This is a genomic window from Shimia aestuarii, assembly GCF_900114635.1.
Classification (GTDB): Bacteria; Pseudomonadota; Alphaproteobacteria; order Rhodobacterales; family Rhodobacteraceae; genus Shimia; species Shimia aestuarii.
In genome coordinates, this window is record NZ_FOTQ01000001.1 from 665,637 (window position 1) to 683,407 (window position 17,771).

Here is a 17,771-nt window from a genome sequence, read left to right on the forward strand (position 1 = left end):
AGGCGAAAATTCAAAAATTCAATCTATGGTTGTCAGACCTGCGTGCCAGCGGTGAGGTTTCCATATGTCGCCTTCGAACAGTGAGTTGCGTTGACATATATAATGGCGAATTTGGAAACAATTGTGCTTATCTGGATCGCCCGTCACATCATGATTCGTTTATGCGTGCGCACTCGCGTCACCCCATCTGATTCCAACTATGGAAGTGAACGCTCAAGCCATTCCGGTCAGGTTGATTGAGCCGCCGGCCTTCGTTCTTAGAGCCTCAATGTAACTTTCATGCCTGCTTCCAGGGCCGCCACAGCCCAACGGGATTGCACGCTTTGTCTACACACACGACCAAGCAGCACTCGGGCCAACGCCGCTTCGCATTTTCTCGCCAAGTTCGCACCCAACGAATACTGGCGGTGCTGGCCATAATGAGCCGGCCAGCAATTTCAACGCCCCAAATGCAAAAGGCCACGGCGACTTAAACCACCATGGCCCTTTTCATTGTGCTACCGCCTCGCCCGCGTAGTTCGGATTTGGGCAGAACTGTTTGTCAAGCCGCCTTGCGACGACGACGCTTGGATGCGGAAATCCCGCCGAGACCGCCCAACGCGCCCAGAAGCAAGAGAGCAGATGCAGGAACCGGGACAACCGAGATCAGGTCAATGGCGCCGTCAAAAGATGCCTGGTTCGAACGTAGTGCAAAGGCAATAGCGCCCACCTTCTCGAAATTCACGTCACCGGAGAACTCATTGAATTTCAGGAGCGGATTGAGAGTGATGGTGACGGTTTCAGTGTAATCTGAGAAGCCACCTTCTGTGTCCCAAACCCTCATCTCAAATTCCAAAACACCGTTGAGATCGAAATCTGTAACACCGAAAAAGAAAGCGTTATCCTTACCACCTTTGGTCAGGTCTATACCCCCGAGGCCACCAGTTGCGATCGACCCAATGTCGACGCCGTCATACCCGCCAACACCATCGTAAACTATCAAACCAGTTCCGGTTACCCCGGATGCATTTGAAAAGGTCAACTCACTTCTGGAAGTGTTGACGGAGTCAGACGACAGAAGGGTCGTCTTGCCTTGGTTAATAATATCTCCTGACGGATCGGTAGTCACACGCATGTCGCGCGCGCCTCCAATGACCGATCCATCCAAAATTTCAGAGTACGATGGAGACACGCCGTCCGGGTCGGCAGTCACTTTCTGGAAAGAGGTGAAATGATCGATGATCGTCTTAGCCTGTGCAACCGGCGCAGCCAGCGTCGCCAGCGCAATTACCGAAAGTGCCGTACTAAACTTTTTCATATTGCTTTGCCCTCACACTAAACGTTCGCTCGCAATAATGACACTTCGTGACAAGCGACCAAAGGTTGAAACTACCGGTATTTATAGCGCTTTATCGCCCTCGATGTCAACGAAATGCGGCGAAAAGGAGGCAGCCGAGGGGCCCAGGGCCACAATCTCGCCACGACTCGTTGGCAAAAGTGAAACAATTGGACGGAAATGTCGCGCATTTGGGGTCCACTGTTGCCAAATCAGAAACCTTCTTATCAACTTCCCAGCACTCACAAGGTTGTCCACAAGATGGATTAACCCCAAAAAACGTGTTTGACGCGCCGGGCAGAATGCGCTTTTGAGCATGGAATGGCGAGCTTTTGCACTGGAGGCAAAGCTGAAACCGAATCGTTTTTTCCTCTATCTGCTTATCACTGCATGCTGCGTGATCGAGATCGCTTTGAGCGTTGCAGACCACGGACTACTCTGGTCTACGCACCTGAGGCGACTTGTGCTCGAGTACGGAGCGTTTTGGCCCGGCCTTCTGGGGAATTGGCAGCCAAATTATTCTGCCCAGCCATATACGATGTTCCTAACGCACAGCTTCCTGCACAGCGGCCCGATACATTTGACTGTTAATATGATCACGCTCTGGTCGCTGGCGCGACCGGTCCTAGTCCGTATGGGCCAAGGAAAATTTTTGGTCCTTTATGTCGCAACCACTCTTGGAGGGGGCGCCGGGTTTGCACTCTTCGCCCCCGGCTTGCAACCGATGGTAGGGGCATCGGGCGCACTATTTGGTTTGTTGGGCGCATTGATGGCCTGCGCATTCGTGCACCCAGACGCAGACAAAGTGGACCGGCGCCACATTTCTTTGACGGTTCTGGCCCTCGCTGGTTTCAACCTTGTGCTTTGGTGGGCATTGGGAGGACAACTTGCTTGGCAAGCTCACCTGGGAGGGTTCATCGTCGGTTGGATCGCCGGCCCGCTGATCGCCCCTACTCCGGACAACGAACACACCGAGTAATCCTGTACCCCATTGCGACGATCAGTCGGGCGGCAAATAAGGAACGCGTTTGAACCCGCGAAAACGTACACGACATTCAAACGCGCCTTTGGCGCTCATCCTCTTCCAGCGACAAACCATCCTGCGGTACCGCCAGGCCGGTGCTGTCAAACGGATTCGAACTCGTCTCAGCTTGGGCAGTGATGTCGCCCTTTGTTCCGCGCATAGACCGCGCTACTCTGCGGAGCAGCGACGCGACTACCGTCCTCAGGAAAGGGCGGTTATCCGTTTCGGTTGAAAGGTGCTGCCAGACCAATTCGAACTCGTCTCAGCTTGGACAGTATCACTGTCCCTATTCCGCGCAGAGACCGCGCCACTCAGATAGAGCAGCGGCCCGGTTCAACTTGAAATTTGATCTTGAGTAGAGGCTGCGTTCTGCGTTGAAGAGGTTGTAGACTGAGGCGTGTATGGCGGCGAATTTCTGAAGACTTCGCATGCGCCTGAAACGCAACATTGCCCGCTCCCTTCGTCGAAAAGGCAAGTGCGAGTTCTCAACTCGATTATTGAGCCAACGACCCGTTTTCTGTTTGTGGGCGTTTCCGAGTTCTTTCATCGCAGCCCCGTACGACCTCAATCTGTCCGTCACGATCACTTCCGGTTGCCCATGCTTGCGCATTGCTTTTCTTAGGAATTTTAGCGCAGCCTTCTTGTCCCGCTTCCTCGTGACAAAACTTTCGAGCACCTCGCCTTCGTGGTCAACGGCACGCCAGAGGTAATGCCGCTCACCGTTGATCTTCACGAAAACCTCATCCAGGTGCCAACGCCAGTGGCTAGCTTTCATTCCGCAGATGCGGCGCTTGCTGATCTCAGACGCGAACATCGGACCAAACCGATGCCACCAGTATCGAACGGCTTCATGGCTTACATCGACGCCCCGCTCATGCAGAAGATCCTCTACATTGCGAAGCGACAGTGGGAAGCGAACGTATAACATGACGGCGAGCCGAATGATTTCCGGGCTCGTTTTGAAATAGCGAAACGGCGATCTTTTGGTCATGACGCGACGCTACAAAACCGCCCTACCCGCCTCAAGCCGGTTTTCTTTGACAACACCTGCCGATGTGATCCACCCGGAACCGGTCCCGCGCACCACCGCGCAGGGCGCCGAGGTCCTGATCCGCCAGGCGGATGACCCCCTTCGGCACATCGACCACGCCTGCGATCGCGGACAGCAAGGTCGATTTTCCGCAGCCGCTCGGTCCATGAAGAAACAGGCTCTCGCCGGACGCCAGAGACAGCGCGCCAATCTCCAGCGTGCTGCGCTCCGCGCCCGGCCATCGGTAGACAAGCCGTTCAATCCGCAATGGGTGCATGCAGCGGCCTCCCGCAAGCGCGGTCGCCCGCCCCGATGTCCCAATCAGCGGCCCATTTAACTGACGGGCGCTCTATTAAACCGCGCCGTCTTTCATGATCAGGCCGAAGTTGGCTTACGCGTCGCCGATGAGGTCGAGGTTCTCCAGCGGGTCGGCAAACGAGTCTTCCGCGATCGCGCCAAGTGGGCCTTCCCGATAGGGATGGCGCGGACCAATCATCATAAGCAGTTCCGCGTTGTCCAGTGTCACCAACCTGAGAGCCTCTTCGGAGAACAAGTTCTTCAGCTTTGTCATCAACCTGGGATGGTTCACTGTCTCCGCAAGAGCTTGCGGCAAGACGCTCCGAGGTCTTTGCCTTCTCTGTGAATAAGGATATCACTCAGGTTTATCCATCACTGCGTCCCGCCGTGGCCCGGCAGTCGAGTGATGACTTCTATAGTAACCGGCTCGGTCAGCATCTGTCCGTTGAGATAGGGTATATCGACCGATCCATCCGCTGGCTTGCCGTGGATGGTCCGCACCACTTCCATGCCCTCGACCACGCGTCCGAAAGCGGCGAAACCGAGGCCATCATCATTACGGCTCGAGCCGTAATCGAGCCCCGGCTGATCTCCAACGGATATGAAAAACTCTGAAGAGGCAGTTCCCGCCTCCGCTCGCGCCATCGAGAGTGTCCCGTCCGTGTGGCGTATGCCAGTGTCGCGCGTTGATTCATGCGCGATCGGTGGAAACGGGGGCTCGCGGCCCGCCATGCCACCCTGGATGACCTCGATAGCTGGGGTGCCTGTATCGTTTTCCGAGTTAACCGTCCGGTAGAAGCTGCCACCGTCGAAATAGCCGCCCTCCACGTAGCGCAGGAAATTGGCCACGGTAACCGGTGCCTTTTCGGCGTACAGCTCCACGCGGATATCCCCCTCGGCCGTTTGGATCATCACCTCAACGGTAGATGCATCCTGTGCGTGGCTGTACTGACCTGGAAGCAGGACGAGCATCAGGAGCGCGTAAAGCGTGCAGTGAAACGAGGTTCGCATGCGATTGGTCATGGGTGTCTTCATGGTCGGCTCCTTCACTATTGGCAGGGCTCTCGGCCGGCTTACTTGACAGTGTTCTTGTAGATCACGCCATCCTTCATGATCAGGTCGATGTTCCTTTCTGCGTCCATCAGGAGCTTGATATCCGTGGTCGGGTCGCCGTTGACCAGGATGATATCGGCATAGGCGCCGGATTGGATGACTCCGAGCGGAGCGTCGGGATAGGGATTTTTCAGTCCGGACAGCGCCAGGACTTGGGCGTTGTTTCCAGTGACTTGCTGCATTTGCTCGATGGGTGACCAGAATTCGTCGCGGAAGGCAAATTCCTTCGTGAAGTTCTTAAATATCTCATCGCTGCCAAACACGTCAGTTCCCCAAAGGATCTTAAGTTCGTATTTCCTTGCCAGATCAAACGCATTGCGCGTTCCTTCGGCGACTATCGCCAACTTCGCCTGCTGGATCGGAGCTTGGAATTGCGGGTTTCCAGACACGTCCTGAAGCGGCAGGAAGGCCTGCGGCGAATAGAAGACGCCCAGTTCCTTCATGCGCTTCACGGTATCTTCTTCCAGAACAAGCCCGTGCTCGATGACCCTGACACCTGCATCGAGGGCGTTGGAGACGCTGTTGTTCAGTTGCGCGTGCACCGTTACGTAGGTTCCATAGCGGGTCGCCTCTTCCACAGCAGCTTTAAGCTCTTCGTGCGTGTACTGGGCGGCCTGCAGCGGGTCGGTGAAGCTGGTCACGCCGCCGCCGGCTAGGATTTTTATGTGCGACGCGCCGCGAAACAGCAATTCGCGAACAGTACGACGGACATCGTCGGCGCCGTCAGCGATAAGCGTATGCTTGTAACGGTTGGCGGTGCCACCAAATTCGGGCCCGTCTAGAACCGGATGCCCATCGGACGGCATGCGGAAATCGCCGTGACCTGAGGTCTGCCCGATGCCTGCGCCACCACAATAAATCCGCGGACCGCTGAAGACATCCGCATCGATAGCTCTCTTGACGCCAAAACAATTGCCACCCATGTCGCGCACGGTCGTAAACCCCGACATCAGGTAATCATTGGCCCGCTTTGCCGCGCGGGCACCTTGTTCAAAAGTATCCTGGCTGATCAGCAGTTGGACCGGATCGGTGTGAAGCATGATATGGGCATGCCCCTCGATCAGCCCGGGCATCAGCGTGCGACCACCGCCGTCGATCACCCTGCCCCCTGCAACTGCAAGCGGTTCGGTGGAAACTGCGGTGATCAGGTTGTCCGTCACCACGACATTGGCATTCGTAATCAGGGCTTCGTTCACGCCGTCAAAGACGTTGACGTTCGTGAACAGGATCGGCCCGGAGGCGTCCTGAGCCGCCGCCGGCAGGGCGACGCTGACGGCGACGGCAAGCGCTGCGGTCAAGGTCTTTGGGTTCAGTTTTCGCATCTGGTTTCTCTTTCTGTCAGATGAGCTTCGAGAGTGTCCCGATCGATGTTGAACAAGCGTGATATGCGGCGTCGTGAACTCGTGCGGTTCGAAGCGCTGAGCGACCGGAAGCTCTTCGCCGAGAGAACCTGTGCGATTTTTCCACTCAGTTCATCGTAGCAGGAAAGCATTTGGAGGATTTCTCACCAAAGAAATCGATGAGAAATCCTCGCAAGGTTACTGCAAGCCTTTACAGGAACTCGAAAGGCTCAGCCTCTTCGAACTGGGAGGAGACTTCTCCTGAAAGCGGGCGGTCCTTTGAGACCTTGAGGGTCATCGTTTTTGCCCCGGGTTGCAGATCAACTTTATTCAAGTCGACCCAGAACACAGTGGGTGAAACTGCCGAGTCAAAGTAATAGGTCTTGGCACTGTGGTCGGACACGGTGCGCCATAGGGTAATGGCGCTCATGGGATTCTCCGGGCTGTTCATCCCGATCGGGGGGCTGATATTCCGCATCACGGAAAACACGCTGGCCAGCGACATATTCTGATCTTCGAACTTTTGCAGTCTATTCAGCATCCAGTCCAGTCTTACCAACCGGTCAGTTGGACTTAGCGTTCCTGGAAGGAATTTATCGCCATTCACTCCTTTCCAGTACTCAAGCAGCTTGAGTTGTGTCGAGAAGTCCGGGTCGTTGGTCATGATATTGTATTCACGGCCATGATGGATCACGAGTTCGCCGTCAATATACTCGAAAATCGCAGAGTCCCCTGACGCGTCGGAGATCGCCATGTGTATTTCCGCGGCGACGCCATTTGCAACCGGCTTGGACACAATCGTGAACGGCGGATCCTGCATGGCTGCCACGGCCTCTTCAACCGTGGCGAAGTTGTCGAGGAAATACTGCAACCAGGCGCCAATGCTGATCGTCGGCTTCCCGGTTACGGCCGGGTCACCGTAATCGCTGTCGGAAAGATACTGCATGCCTCCGGCGAGGCCTTTCTCGTTGATGCCATCCGCCGATGCGGTGCCGTAGAATGATGTGATGACGGATCCATATTTCGAGGTCCAGGTCAGTTCGTTGTCGCTGCCCCCTCCTTTGCGTTCCACGCCTTGCGGGAAAATCCACAGATCGCTGGCAAGGTCGGGGTCGACCCAGTCCATGCTACGTCCGGTAATGAACGACCCGTTACCAGTTTCCACCAGAATTCGGGAACAAGCGTTCGCCGGCTGCAGCGTTGTAGAGAGAACAAGGCCAGTAGCCAAGGCAAGGTACAGGCCATTTCTTAGCTTCTTCATCATGTCTTCACATCCTCCAAGGTTCGTGATGATCTTTCCCAAGTGGGTTTCGTTGACGAGCATGGCGCCGCCCTTCACACCTGCGGGCGACGTTTATTGCGGCAAGGGCGGTCAAAATCCGATCACCTTATACCCGACCTGCAGGCTCCAGTCGGCAGGGCGGTTAGCGCCGGCAAGGATCTGCGGTTTGATGAAGATCTGGCTATCTCCGCCAAAGGCCTTGCCCATCGGAAAGCCAAATGTGGTCGAAAGGCCGGCATAAACTTCGTCCCGTTCCCAGTCATAGATGAGGGCCGGATCAAAGGTGATGAAAATCTTATCAGTCGGCAGCTTTGGTACGTAGTAGAAATCGAAAGTGGTCGTGTTGATCTTGCTGCGCCCCGGATCTTCGTCACCCAGACCGATTGTCTGAACCAGCGCGGGCGCGATGATGCTGCCGTCCTTGAGAAACTTGGCATAAAATCCAGACAGTTCCAGCACTGTCTGGCCGCCACCAAGATCGAGGCGGTCAGCGGTATCAAAAGTGAGTTTCGCCGTATAAGCGTACCCGCGGCTGGAATTCACGTCGAGGACATGAGTGAATGTCAAACTCACGTCTCCAAAGCCAAAACTGTCATCGATTGGCCCGGAAGCGTAGGGGACAGTGACACTCAGGGACTTATTTTTTCCTTGACCGAACGGCACCCCGAAACTGGCTTCAAAGAGGCCGTTGGAAAACCCTGATCCGAAATCCGTATACTTGTACTGAATGCCGGCGCTGGTCGCGAGCAAGGTTGGGTCGGTGCCGTTATTCACCTCGGGCGTAGATTGCGCCCAAGCGGGTGTAGCCAAAGCCAATGCTGAGGCGGTCAAAGACGCAGAAGTAGCGCCTATAAACGCAAGGTTCGCAAGCAGAACGCGCACAGAAGATCCTCTTTCAGGGGAGCCAAATTATCTGCCGATAATACACTTCGGGCAACGAAATGGTTCGGGAATCGAGGGTCATATCCGACGCAGATCGCGCCTCTCCCCAGACAGGCTCCAGACTCAAGGGCGCTCACCCTCGACCGGTTCAGTCGGCTTTTTCTGGCGATCAGGGTGAAGCGAAAGCTGAACTCGACCGACGTGATCCACGTCCTCAGAGATCTGTTGATCCTGAGGGAGGCAGACAGCCTTCGTCCGCAGCGACAATCGGCGCGAGTTCGTTGCGAGGGAGGTCCGAACCGTGGTCGAGGCCGTGGGCGCGAAAACCGCTTCCATCGAGCCTGGCAGCCCGTGGAAGTACGGCTATGCCGAAAACTTGTGTTTCCGTTTCCGCGACAAACTGCTAAAAATGGAAATCTCCTGCTCGTCCTGTGAGGCGCACATGATCACCGAAGGCTGGAGAAGCACTACAACACCAAGCGGCGACACAACACCGTAGGATAACGCCCTGCAGCCCCCGAAGCCATCGTCCCGATGGACAGAGGCCCGAGTATCCTCTAGCTTTTTTTACTTGGATGACCAGATGGAAGGGGTCAACGGTAGGAGGGGAGAGTTAGAGATATGCGATGCGGACGCAGCTATTGAGTGTAACTTCCAATGAAAAGTGAACAGCGAAACCCCTTGCCGGGCATTCCCGCAAGGACCTACCTGACGCATCAAGCGCTTTGGCGCGGCTTGCCCTTGCTTCAGTCAGAAGCGGTGCAACTCGGGCCGGGGAGTCATGTGTACGAAATGCTGCAAGTCACTGGACGGGACATGCTCATATTTCGCAGCAATTTCGCGCCTAAGATGGCCAGTACCATCGTAACTCATCCAGACTGGATGGTTTTGATGGTGCCAGTCCGTTGGCTCGGCGACCACGTACTCAATGGGCAATTGGCGCGACCGTTCGATGTTTTTGTTTTTGCAGGCCCTGATGGTTATTCTTCCACCGGCATGGGAAGACACAATTTATCACTGGGCATACGAAAATCTAAACTGAAGGAGACGTGCGCAATTATGAGTGGTCGTTGTATAGACGATATCAACCTCGATGATCAAAGGATGGCCCTTGGTCCAGGCTTGGGCACAACGTTCCACAGGCGGATTCTGGAAACCATAGCGGCGTCGCTTGAGGAGCCTATTGGCCCCGGCAAGTTCGCACTCGAGACTGCCATCGAGAACGATCTTTTTGCTGAGATCGCCGGCCTCATCATTGCACAGACAATCGAAGAGAATGCTGTTTCAAGCCCCAACCTTGACGCGCTACGAGTTGTCAGGCGAGCAGAAAATCTATTTGAGGACCGCGCGACTTATCCACCAAGCATAGCTGACCTTTGCAAGGCAGCCAACGTCGGAGCAACGAAACTGCGCGTGTGCTTCAATGAAGTTTTCGGCGTGGCGCCAATTGCGTACCTGCAGGCAAAAAGACTTACCCAAGCCCGTAGTCTATTCCTTGCAGAGGAAGGGCCCCCACCTTCCGTCAAATACGCCGCCCTGTCGCTCGGCTTCACTCACAGTGGTCGCTTTGCGAGACAGTATCGGAGCGTTTTCGGGGAACTCCCATCGGAGACTCTCGAAAAGCGATGAACTTGCCGGAGACCCGGATCAGGCGATCGCCAAGGCTTGATGCGACTGTATTATGTGGAAGTATCTGAGCGCCTCCTCCGAATTGTGTGCTGCCAAACAGTCGCTGCGGCAAACGCCGCCGCTTCACTGATGACTGGAAGAGTGCTTGCGTTCGAACCTCACATCCTGCACCTCGGTCGTCACCTGCAAACCTGCCTCGGTGAAGGCTTTGTGGATGTTGGAAAAAAGCTCCTCACGCCCGGCAAAGCTCGCCATGTAGCCGTCAAAGTGCACCCAAAGCGAATAGCGGTAGGGGAGTGACGAAGCGTCGGCCAGCCGGATCACGGGGGCCGGACGTGACAGCAGGGCCGCACATTGCCGTGCCGCCTCCTCCAGAAGGGACTTCACGCGCTCCGGGTCCTCGTCACCGGAAACAAGGATTGTAAAGGTGTCCGCGTAAAGCTCGCCCGGCTTTGGAAGAATCCGTAGACGCTGACCTGCCAGTTGCGCGTTCGGAACGAGGAAGATCGCACGGTCCCAGCCCCGAAGATGCGTTGCCCGCCAATCCATGTCGACAACCTGAGCGACGGTGCCGTCCTCCAGCATTACCCAATCACGGCGTTTGCAAGGATGTTCTATCGACATTGCCGCCCCGGCGACGACGTCCGTAAGAGTCTGCCGCAGCGCGAAGGCGAGGACCGCAGCGAACCCGCCGACGACCACCGTCAGCCGTGGAAAATCGTTCGCGGCGAAGAAGACAAGCAGGCCCGCAAGGAGACAGACCCCATAAAGAAAGGTGCGGGAAAGCCGCGAGAGGCCATCGCCGCGCCCATGACGCTCCCGCGAGACGGCCGCCGCTTCCACAAGCCTCGCGATGCTGAAGGAAACGGCCAGGTACATGACCAGCCTGATCAACATTCCCGGCCGAGCATGCGTTTGATCGGACAAGAGAGTGTCGCGCAGGATCTCGGCCGCAGTTCCAAGACACCAGCCACCCGCCAGAACCAACGCAATCTCGATGATTGCGCGTGTGAAGGGGTATTTGCCCAGCACCCCACGCAAAATGCGCAGACGGGCTACAAGGGCCCAAAGCGCGAGCAGGATGACCGGTATTGCTACTGTCAGGACATTTTCACCCATCAAGGATGCCAAGATTGTGTCAGCCAAGAGGCTACCTCCATTCATTGGGGGGCGACGCAAGGTCAACCACACCTCGATCCGAATTCGGTCCGGGTGAGGGCCGCCGTTTCTGGCAATCGAGGTCATCCAACGGATCGTTCTGCGGATGGCCCAAGGCAGTTTGCGTCACAGTGGCTGCGATGTCATCCGCCGCTCTGGAACGTCGAAAGGGCACGCTGCGATATCCGCTCATTCGATGAGCTCTAGGACACCACCGGTTCCAATGATAAATCCCTGGCCCAGCAATGAAGGGTTTTTTGTGGAATAGCTATCACCGGCCAAAATACGCGACCCGAGTAATTGTACGACTTCTGGCGCATCGCTGAATTTCGTATGATGGATCGAGCTTGTATCCTTCACCTCGCTCAGATCAATGACGTTTACGCCGAGGCTGGTCAGTTGATCCGCATCGACATTGCCGACCCTCGGGCGGCGGCCGAGAAAACTTGATAAGCCAAGTGCCTGGTCATCATCGGAAATGAGAACGAAGAACCGGCGCTTCTCTGGCGGAATGGGACGCACCTGTGCCGCAAACAGATCGTAGTCGATGTCAGGGGACGCCAGGATGATGTTCGCAAGCTTCCCGGTTGAATCGAAAAGCTTTTGCTGAACGCCGGTCCGGATCGCTTCCATGGTGAGAAAGTTGCCCATGGAATGGGCGACGATATCTACGGTGTCGAATGATGACCGGCCCAGTGTGCTTGCGACTTCATAGATTGCATCGCGGGCGATCAGAGCACTGTTGATGTCGTAAACATAGCTCGTGAGACGCCCGTCGGAGGCCCATGAGAACAACAATGGAACGCCATCGTATCCCGTATCCTCCACGAATTGTGCGAGAAGCAGGGCGGCATCGGTCAACGTCGAGTTATACCCATGTACCCAGATCAACAGTTTTCGCTCGCCGCGCGGCCTTTTCCTTGCGACCGCCTCTGCCTCGGCGAGCAAACCCTTTCCGTCGAAAGTTTGCGGGTTCGATATTACGAAGTGCTTGTCGGGATCGGGTGGCAGGCTACGCGGCCGTTCCACTTGCCCGATCACGTGGTTCGGCGGGATCTGCACATCTACGGTCGCGTAGCTCATCATTTCGCTGCGATGACCAGAGAAAAAGACCCCCGGCTCCGAAGATGGCGCTCGTGTCGTTCCGATGAAGATCCTGTGCTTGCGGAGCGCCGCGTCTTGCCCTGCGCCTTGCATGTCAGGCCCCACAGCGATCAGATGCCTCGGAGAGGAACATGCACTCGCTGTTCCCGCCAGCAGAAACGCCATCGCCGCACGCCGAGTGAGATCGAATCGCGGCTGGACCATGTCCGCATCTCTTCCGCGCTTCTTGTTCTGTTCTGTCATTGGCTCCAACTCAACGTTTCTCTCCAAGCGATCAGAAGCTGCATCCGCCTTGGCCAAAAAAGTGCGTGCAGCCCCTTGGCCCGTCGTGGGATGTATCATCCAAGACTTGCCCGGGCACTCGCACCGGTGCCATAGCATGGCGCTAAAACGTTTACAGCGCAGAAATTACACCACGTCCGTGGACGCTACCATCCTCTTTCCGGTACAAGGGCGCAATTCACGATCAGCTTCGATGGGCTGGTAGGTCCGAATTTGAAGGAATTCTCTGAATGCTGAGACTTCTCCGGGGCCTCGCGCGATTGCTGCTCGCTCTCGCCGTTGGCTATCTGACGGCCTGGGGCGCGATGGCGCTTTGGTTCAAGCTGCCGGGCCCCGACACGGTCAGATGGCTCGTCGCGGCAGCGTTCGCCGCGCTTGGGCTAGGGACGGTCGTGGGCATCTTCACGATGGCCCGCCTGAGGTGGCTTTCGGTCTTCGCACTGGCCTCCATCGTCCTGCTCGTGTGGTGGAACAGCCTCGTCCCACCCAGCGAGGGACAATGGTCGCCCGAACTGGCGCGGCAAGTCATCGGGACGATCGAAGGAGACGTCCTGACGCTCGAGAACGTCCGCGCCTTCGAGTGGCGATCCGAAGACGACTTCTCGGAGGTCTGGACGACCCGCAGCTATGACCTCTCGCAGATCGAGAGCGTGGATCTGTTCATGTCCTACTGGGGCGGCCGGAACATGGCGCATCTGATGCTGAGCTTCGGTTTCGCCGACGGCGACTATCTCGCGTGGTCCATCGAGGTCCGCCGCCGGAGCGAAGACGGCTTCTCACCTGTTGCAGATTTCTTCAAGGCGCACCCGATCGCCATCGTGGCCGGAGAGGAGCGCGATATCGTGGGCCTGCGCTCCAATATCCAGAAGGCAAGCGTGCGCATGTTCCGCCTCAGGATGCCGCCCGACCGGGCGCGCAACCTGATCGAAGCCTATGTCGCCGGTGCCAACCGGCTCATCGAGCAACCGCACTGGTTCAATTCGGCATTCACGAATTGCTCGCGCACCGCGATCCTTCTGGCGCGCTACGCGGGGGCGACGCTGCCAGCTGATTGGCGGATCCTCGTCAACGGCTACTTCCCCGACTACCTCCACGACCGGGGCGCCCTCGCGACCGATGTTTCCATCGGGGAGCTCTACCGTCTTGGCGATATTTCGGAACGCGCTCGGGCCGAGGGGCTGAGCGAGAACTATTCGCAGGCGATCCGCCATGGCGTTCCGAGGCCGCGAAGATGACCCGTCGCCTGCACCGCGCGATCGCTAGAAACTTATCTCCGCGCGGGCTGCGAAAGGTTCAAGATGGAGCTGGGTGTTGTAAAACGGATTCGAACTGGTCTCTAAACGGACAGTGAAGCTGCCCCGTACGCGCGATGGCAGCCCTCACCGTTCTTAAGACGAGATCCAAAATCCCAAGCGGCAGACTGAACATTATCTACGAGGTCAGGGAACTGCCTCCACGGCTCTGATCAGACAAGGGTCCTTCCGCCAGGGCTCACCCCCTCGAAGAAGGGGCCATAGGGTTCGCCGTGTTTGACCACGGCGTGTATGCGCGCACGGTTGCCAGCCTTAGTCGCGGGTGCTTCCTAGTCGATAACTTCCGCACTCTTGATATTGCACTGTAGGGGTATCGCGAACCTCTAGAAGCTTGGCTCGCGCTCCGAGGCGGATCACCGCCTGGAACGCTAACCCGGTTTTTACCAATGCGAACTTCGCGCCAAACCTGTAGATAGCGACTTTCATTTTGTGGGGAATTATGTGGTGTAGGTCACTTTCGTTGATTTTTTTATTACAAAAAACCAATGAGTAATGGCGGACAGACGAGGATTCGAACCTTCCAGACGTTTTCAAATCCCGACTCCTGTCAAAACCCCACACCTTTCAAAACACCATCCTGTCCTCCCGCCGTGGGCGCTCGCGCCGCCGACGTCCCAACGGCCGTCCAGTATGGAGATCGGTATCCAGATAGGCGTCCTGACCACGTCGCATATATTCGGCGAACTGGGTCAGGGCATCAACCTGATCGTCCTTGAGGCTGTCCGGAAACGCCAGCAGCTCGCGGCGGAAATCGTCAAACCAGGGCTTGTTTGTGGGGATGACCAGTTTACCGGACTTGATCCAGTCCGTGTGGGGAATGAACCTGTCAAGTTTGCTGCTCACGACATTCACGGCATGGAACACACCCGCCGCTGTCCAGCGCATTTCGTCGAGGATGGGAATACCCATCGCGGAACTTTCGATCAGGACCCGGTCGGCCCGCCACTGCCTTCGCAGGCGCTGAACCGCATCACGCGCTTCGGTATAACTGCTCCGGACCCGATACACATCCAGCAAGTACCAGCGTTCTTCATGCGCGTGCCAGCCAAACGTCAGGCACACGGTGTAGTCTGATCTCGGACCATCCGAGGCGGCCATATCCCAGCTTTGCACGCGCCGAACGAAGACACACTCGTCGGGAAGGCTTTCCACAAGGTGCAGATCCCCCATGCCGAGATAAGCACTTTCACCAGTCTGCGGGTTTTGCTGGTATTGGGCCTGGAAGGCGTAGGTACCGATATCTGCACGGATCTGGTCCAACAGGGATTGCGGCTCACGCTCGGGGTTCAAGAGATCATTCGGCTTCCGTTCAAAGAAGCGCCCATTGTAAAGCTGGATGGCTTCCGGGATCTCGGCGATCGACGGCAAGCACAGGTGTTCAAACGTGCCCTTCTCAAGCAGATAGGCCGGGAAGTCGTCCGGGTGCAGGCGTTGCTGGATCGAGACAATGCGGCCCGACCGCTTGTCGTTCAGCCGTGAGAACAGGGTCTGGTCAAAGTAATCGCGCAACTCCTGACGGTAGGTTTCATGGCGCATCTCACTGGGCTTGCCGAGGTCATCAATGATGATCAGATCCGCCCCAAACCCTGTGACGCTGCCGCCGATCGAGACAGTCTTGCGCCCCCCCCCTGCCGTCGTTTTCACATGCTCGACCCGGTTGTGCTTCGGATCAAGACGGATATCGGGAAACACGCGCCGATACTGCGGGCTGGTCACCAGTTTGCGGAACAGCTCCCCATGTTCGCGCGCGAGATCCTTGCTGTAGCTGACGACAATGACCTTCTGTTTCGGATCACGCCCCAGGAGGAAGGCGGGCAGAAGAACCGACCCGCACACCGTCTTGAGATGGCGCGGCGCGATCGAGATCATCAGGCGCTGCGTTCTTCCCACCGCCACATTCTGCAACGCATAACACATCGCCTCGAGGTAAGGCGCCCGGGAGAGTGTCTCTCCCGGGCACAAGACCGGAAAGACCCCTGCCAAAAACGCATAAAGGTTTTCCCGCATTGCCTTGGTCTCAAGGGCCCTGACAAGATCAGAACTCGGGACATTCTGCATCGATGCCTCCCTGGATCGTGGCAAAGAGGTCCTCGGGATCGCTGCCGAACATGTCGGCTAGCACTTCCAGAACCGCCAGATCGGCCGGACCATCCCCGGAACCACCCGTACCCGCCATCTTCTCCTGTTCCATCGTTTCCTGGACGAGAGGCAGGAGTTTCAGGACACGGTCCAACTGACGCGGTTCGCCCTTCAAGGCGCCATTGGCCAGTTGGCGGAACAACGCTTCGAGGATGGTCACCTTCTTCTTTTTGCCATTCTCCGTAATCTGGATCTTACGCAGGAAGGTGTCCTTCGCCATGGCGCCAACACCCTTCGCCCCCTTGGGGCGCCCTTTCCGGTTCCCGGACTGACCCGGCTTGAACTGCGTATGCCTCGGCGGTTTGCGATAGCCGACATCGTAGGTGTTCTCATCTTCAGACATCGGGTTTCTCCTTGTCCGCATTAATTTCCGTAGGGTTTTCGATTTTGGCGCAGCGCTGATCGAAGGTCTCTCCGGTGCTCTCCAGCACCGCCTCGCCCCCCGTCATTTCCTGCCAGCGACGGATCGTGACATCGGCGTAGGCTGGATCAAGTTCGATCAGGCAAGCCTTGCGCTGGGTCTGTTCGGCGGCCAGCAGGGTCGCACCGGACCCGCCAAAGGCATCCAGCACCACATCTCCACGATGGGTCACGTCGAGAATCGCATCCGCGACCAGTGCAGTCGGTTTCACGGTCGGGTGGTCAACAAGATCAGCCGCGCGGGTCTTGCCGAAGCTGTTCACGCCGGCGTAGTCCCAGACATTGGTGCGATTGCGCCCGTGCTTGCCCAATTCGACATTGTTGATGTGAGGGCCACCCGGTTTCTTGAAGATGCACACCAACTCTTGCTTGGACCGGTAAAGGCTGCCCATGCCGCCATTGGTCTTGTTCCAGACGCAAAGATTGATCAGCTCGAATCCGGCTTTCTTGCCGGCCGCGATCAGCTCTTCGATATGGCGCCAGTCCATGCAGACATCGGCAATGCCACCCTTGGGCAGGATCTCGAAGAGGTGCACCATGACCTTGCCGAGGAAGTCGCGGAACTCCGTGTCGGACATCTCGCCCGACGCCATGGCAAACTCACGATGGTTTCCGCCATTGCCCGAACGCACATGCCCGTTCACCGGTACATTGTAGGGCGGATCGGTGAAGACCATCCGGGCGATCTTCCCATCCAGCACCCGGGTATAGCTTTCCTCCTCCAGGGAATTGCCACAGAGAACCCGGTGGTCGCCGAGAACCCAGAGATCACCCGGCCGCGTCACTGCCGGCTTGTCCGTCTGGGGCACCGGGACGGTTTCTGCCGGAGCCGCCTCAGGGGCGACCGCCCCGCCGATGATGAGGTCGATCTCCGGCATCTCAAACCCGGTCAGGTCCAGATCAAAATCCAGGTCACCATCAAGGCGCAGATCCATCAGCTCGGCAAATTCGATCTGCAGGGCCGCCTCGTTCCAGTCCGAGAGTTCCGCCAGCTTGTTGTCGGCGATACGCAAGGCACGTACTTCGGAGTCAGACAGGTGGGCCGCCACGACGGTCGGCACCGTCTTCATTCCCAGTGCCTTGGCCGCCTCGTAACGCCCATGGCCTGCGATGATGACATTGTTGCCATCCAACAAGATCGGCATGACAAACCCGAACTGCGCCACCGACGCCTTCAGCTTGCCGATGTTCTTTGCGCTGTGGACGCGGTTGTTGTTTCCGTAGGGTTTGAGGTCTGTGACCGGTGTCTGAACGACCTTGTCGGCCATCCAGATAGGTTTGTGCGATGCCGAGGCATCGGGTTTTTGATGGTGAGTACGCATGGGCGTCTCCTTTCGAAGGGCACCGTTTCAGTGCCGGATTGAAAGGATCGCTTTGGAAAAATCGGAGAGAGCATAAAACAGCAACTCCCCGGACCAACGATCCGGTGAATTGCCCCTTCGA

Annotated in this window: 17 protein-coding genes; 4 read left to right on the plus strand and 13 right to left on the minus strand. The window is 57.1% G+C overall.

Annotated elements, in window-relative coordinates:
* Positions 1–541 precede the first annotated feature (541 nt).
* Positions 542–1,297 (minus strand): hypothetical protein, encoded by a 756-nt coding sequence (locus BMZ35_RS03410; protein WP_093090882.1) that lies wholly within the window; start codon positions 1,295–1,297, stop codon positions 542–544.
* 334 nt (positions 1,298–1,631) lie between these two features.
* Between BMZ35_RS03410 and BMZ35_RS03420 the strand changes: the two genes are divergently transcribed.
* Positions 1,632–2,294: a rhomboid family intramembrane serine protease gene (locus BMZ35_RS03420; RefSeq protein ID WP_093090886.1), complete on the plus strand. Its 663-nt coding sequence runs from the start codon at positions 1,632–1,634 to the stop codon at positions 2,292–2,294.
* 331 nt (positions 2,295–2,625) lie between these two features.
* Here BMZ35_RS03420 and BMZ35_RS03425 read toward each other — a convergent pair whose 3' ends face one another.
* From BMZ35_RS03425 to BMZ35_RS03455, 7 genes are all read right to left on the minus strand, one after another.
* Complete coding sequence (locus BMZ35_RS03425) at positions 2,626–3,330, minus strand: IS6 family transposase (protein ID WP_093090888.1); 705 nt, start codon at positions 3,328–3,330, stop codon at positions 2,626–2,628.
* A 31-nt stretch (positions 3,331–3,361) separates the two neighbouring features.
* On the minus strand, positions 3,362–3,646 hold the full coding sequence (locus BMZ35_RS21200) for an ATP-binding cassette domain-containing protein (protein WP_207502880.1): 285 nt from the start codon (positions 3,644–3,646) through the stop codon (positions 3,362–3,364).
* A 114-nt stretch (positions 3,647–3,760) separates the two neighbouring features.
* Positions 3,761–3,940, minus strand: coding sequence for a hypothetical protein (locus BMZ35_RS03435; protein ID WP_093090890.1), 180 nt, complete (start codon positions 3,938–3,940; stop codon positions 3,761–3,763).
* Positions 3,941–4,038: 98 nt separating this feature from the next.
* The gene (locus tag BMZ35_RS03440) at positions 4,039–4,701 is read right to left on the minus strand and encodes a peptidylprolyl isomerase (protein WP_207502882.1); all 663 of its coding nucleotides are present in this window, start codon (positions 4,699–4,701) and stop codon (positions 4,039–4,041) included.
* Between the two features lie 38 nt (positions 4,702–4,739).
* The gene (locus tag BMZ35_RS03445; RefSeq protein ID WP_093090892.1) at positions 4,740–6,101 is read right to left on the minus strand and encodes a metal-dependent hydrolase family protein; all 1,362 of its coding nucleotides are present in this window, start codon (positions 6,099–6,101) and stop codon (positions 4,740–4,742) included.
* Between the two features lie 229 nt (positions 6,102–6,330).
* Entirely contained in the window at positions 6,331–7,443 is a 1,113-nt protein-coding gene (locus BMZ35_RS03450; RefSeq protein ID WP_207502884.1) for a linear amide C-N hydrolase, read from the minus strand.
* Positions 7,444–7,491: 48 nt separating this feature from the next.
* The gene (locus BMZ35_RS03455) at positions 7,492–8,283 is read right to left on the minus strand and encodes a hypothetical protein (protein WP_131814319.1); all 792 of its coding nucleotides are present in this window, start codon (positions 8,281–8,283) and stop codon (positions 7,492–7,494) included.
* A 301-nt stretch (positions 8,284–8,584) separates the two neighbouring features.
* Here BMZ35_RS03455 and BMZ35_RS20750 point away from each other — a divergent pair, with 301 nt between their 5' ends.
* Both BMZ35_RS20750 and BMZ35_RS21205 read left to right on the plus strand, forming a co-directional pair.
* Entirely contained in the window at positions 8,585–8,782 is a 198-nt protein-coding gene (locus tag BMZ35_RS20750; protein ID WP_131814320.1) for an integrase core domain-containing protein, read from the plus strand.
* Positions 8,783–8,940: 158 nt separating this feature from the next.
* Positions 8,941–9,912 (plus strand): AraC family transcriptional regulator, encoded by a 972-nt coding sequence (locus BMZ35_RS21205; protein WP_093090896.1) that lies wholly within the window; start codon positions 8,941–8,943, stop codon positions 9,910–9,912.
* Between the two features lie 123 nt (positions 9,913–10,035).
* Here the strand turns inward: BMZ35_RS21205 and BMZ35_RS03465 are convergent, their stop codons facing one another.
* Complete coding sequence (locus BMZ35_RS03465) at positions 10,036–11,058, minus strand: mechanosensitive ion channel family protein (RefSeq protein WP_165609994.1); 1,023 nt, start codon at positions 11,056–11,058, stop codon at positions 10,036–10,038.
* A 201-nt stretch (positions 11,059–11,259) separates the two neighbouring features.
* Positions 11,260–12,417, minus strand: coding sequence for an alpha/beta hydrolase (locus tag BMZ35_RS03470; RefSeq protein WP_165609995.1), 1,158 nt, complete (start codon positions 12,415–12,417; stop codon positions 11,260–11,262).
* A 269-nt stretch (positions 12,418–12,686) separates the two neighbouring features.
* Between BMZ35_RS03470 and BMZ35_RS03475 the strand changes: the two genes are divergently transcribed.
* Positions 12,687–13,691: a lipoprotein N-acyltransferase Lnb domain-containing protein gene (locus BMZ35_RS03475; RefSeq protein WP_093090902.1), complete on the plus strand. Its 1,005-nt coding sequence runs from the start codon at positions 12,687–12,689 to the stop codon at positions 13,689–13,691.
* A 642-nt stretch (positions 13,692–14,333) separates the two neighbouring features.
* On the opposite strand, the gene terL is transcribed toward BMZ35_RS03475, so the two are convergent.
* The 3 genes from terL to BMZ35_RS03490 are packed head-to-tail and all read right to left on the minus strand — an operon-like array spanning position 14,334 to position 17,650.
* Positions 14,334–15,827: a phage terminase large subunit gene (terL, locus tag BMZ35_RS03480; protein WP_093090904.1), complete on the minus strand. Its 1,494-nt coding sequence runs from the start codon at positions 15,825–15,827 to the stop codon at positions 14,334–14,336.
* Positions 15,805–16,251: a DUF5681 domain-containing protein gene (locus BMZ35_RS03485; RefSeq protein ID WP_093090906.1), complete on the minus strand. Its 447-nt coding sequence runs from the start codon at positions 16,249–16,251 to the stop codon at positions 15,805–15,807. Before BMZ35_RS03485 ends, terL begins: the two co-directional genes overlap by 23 nt.
* Positions 16,244–17,650 (minus strand): site-specific DNA-methyltransferase, encoded by a 1,407-nt coding sequence (locus BMZ35_RS03490; RefSeq protein WP_242654683.1) that lies wholly within the window; start codon positions 17,648–17,650, stop codon positions 16,244–16,246. The genes BMZ35_RS03485 and BMZ35_RS03490 overlap by 8 nt, the downstream gene beginning before the upstream one ends.
* Positions 17,651–17,771 lie beyond the last annotated feature (121 nt).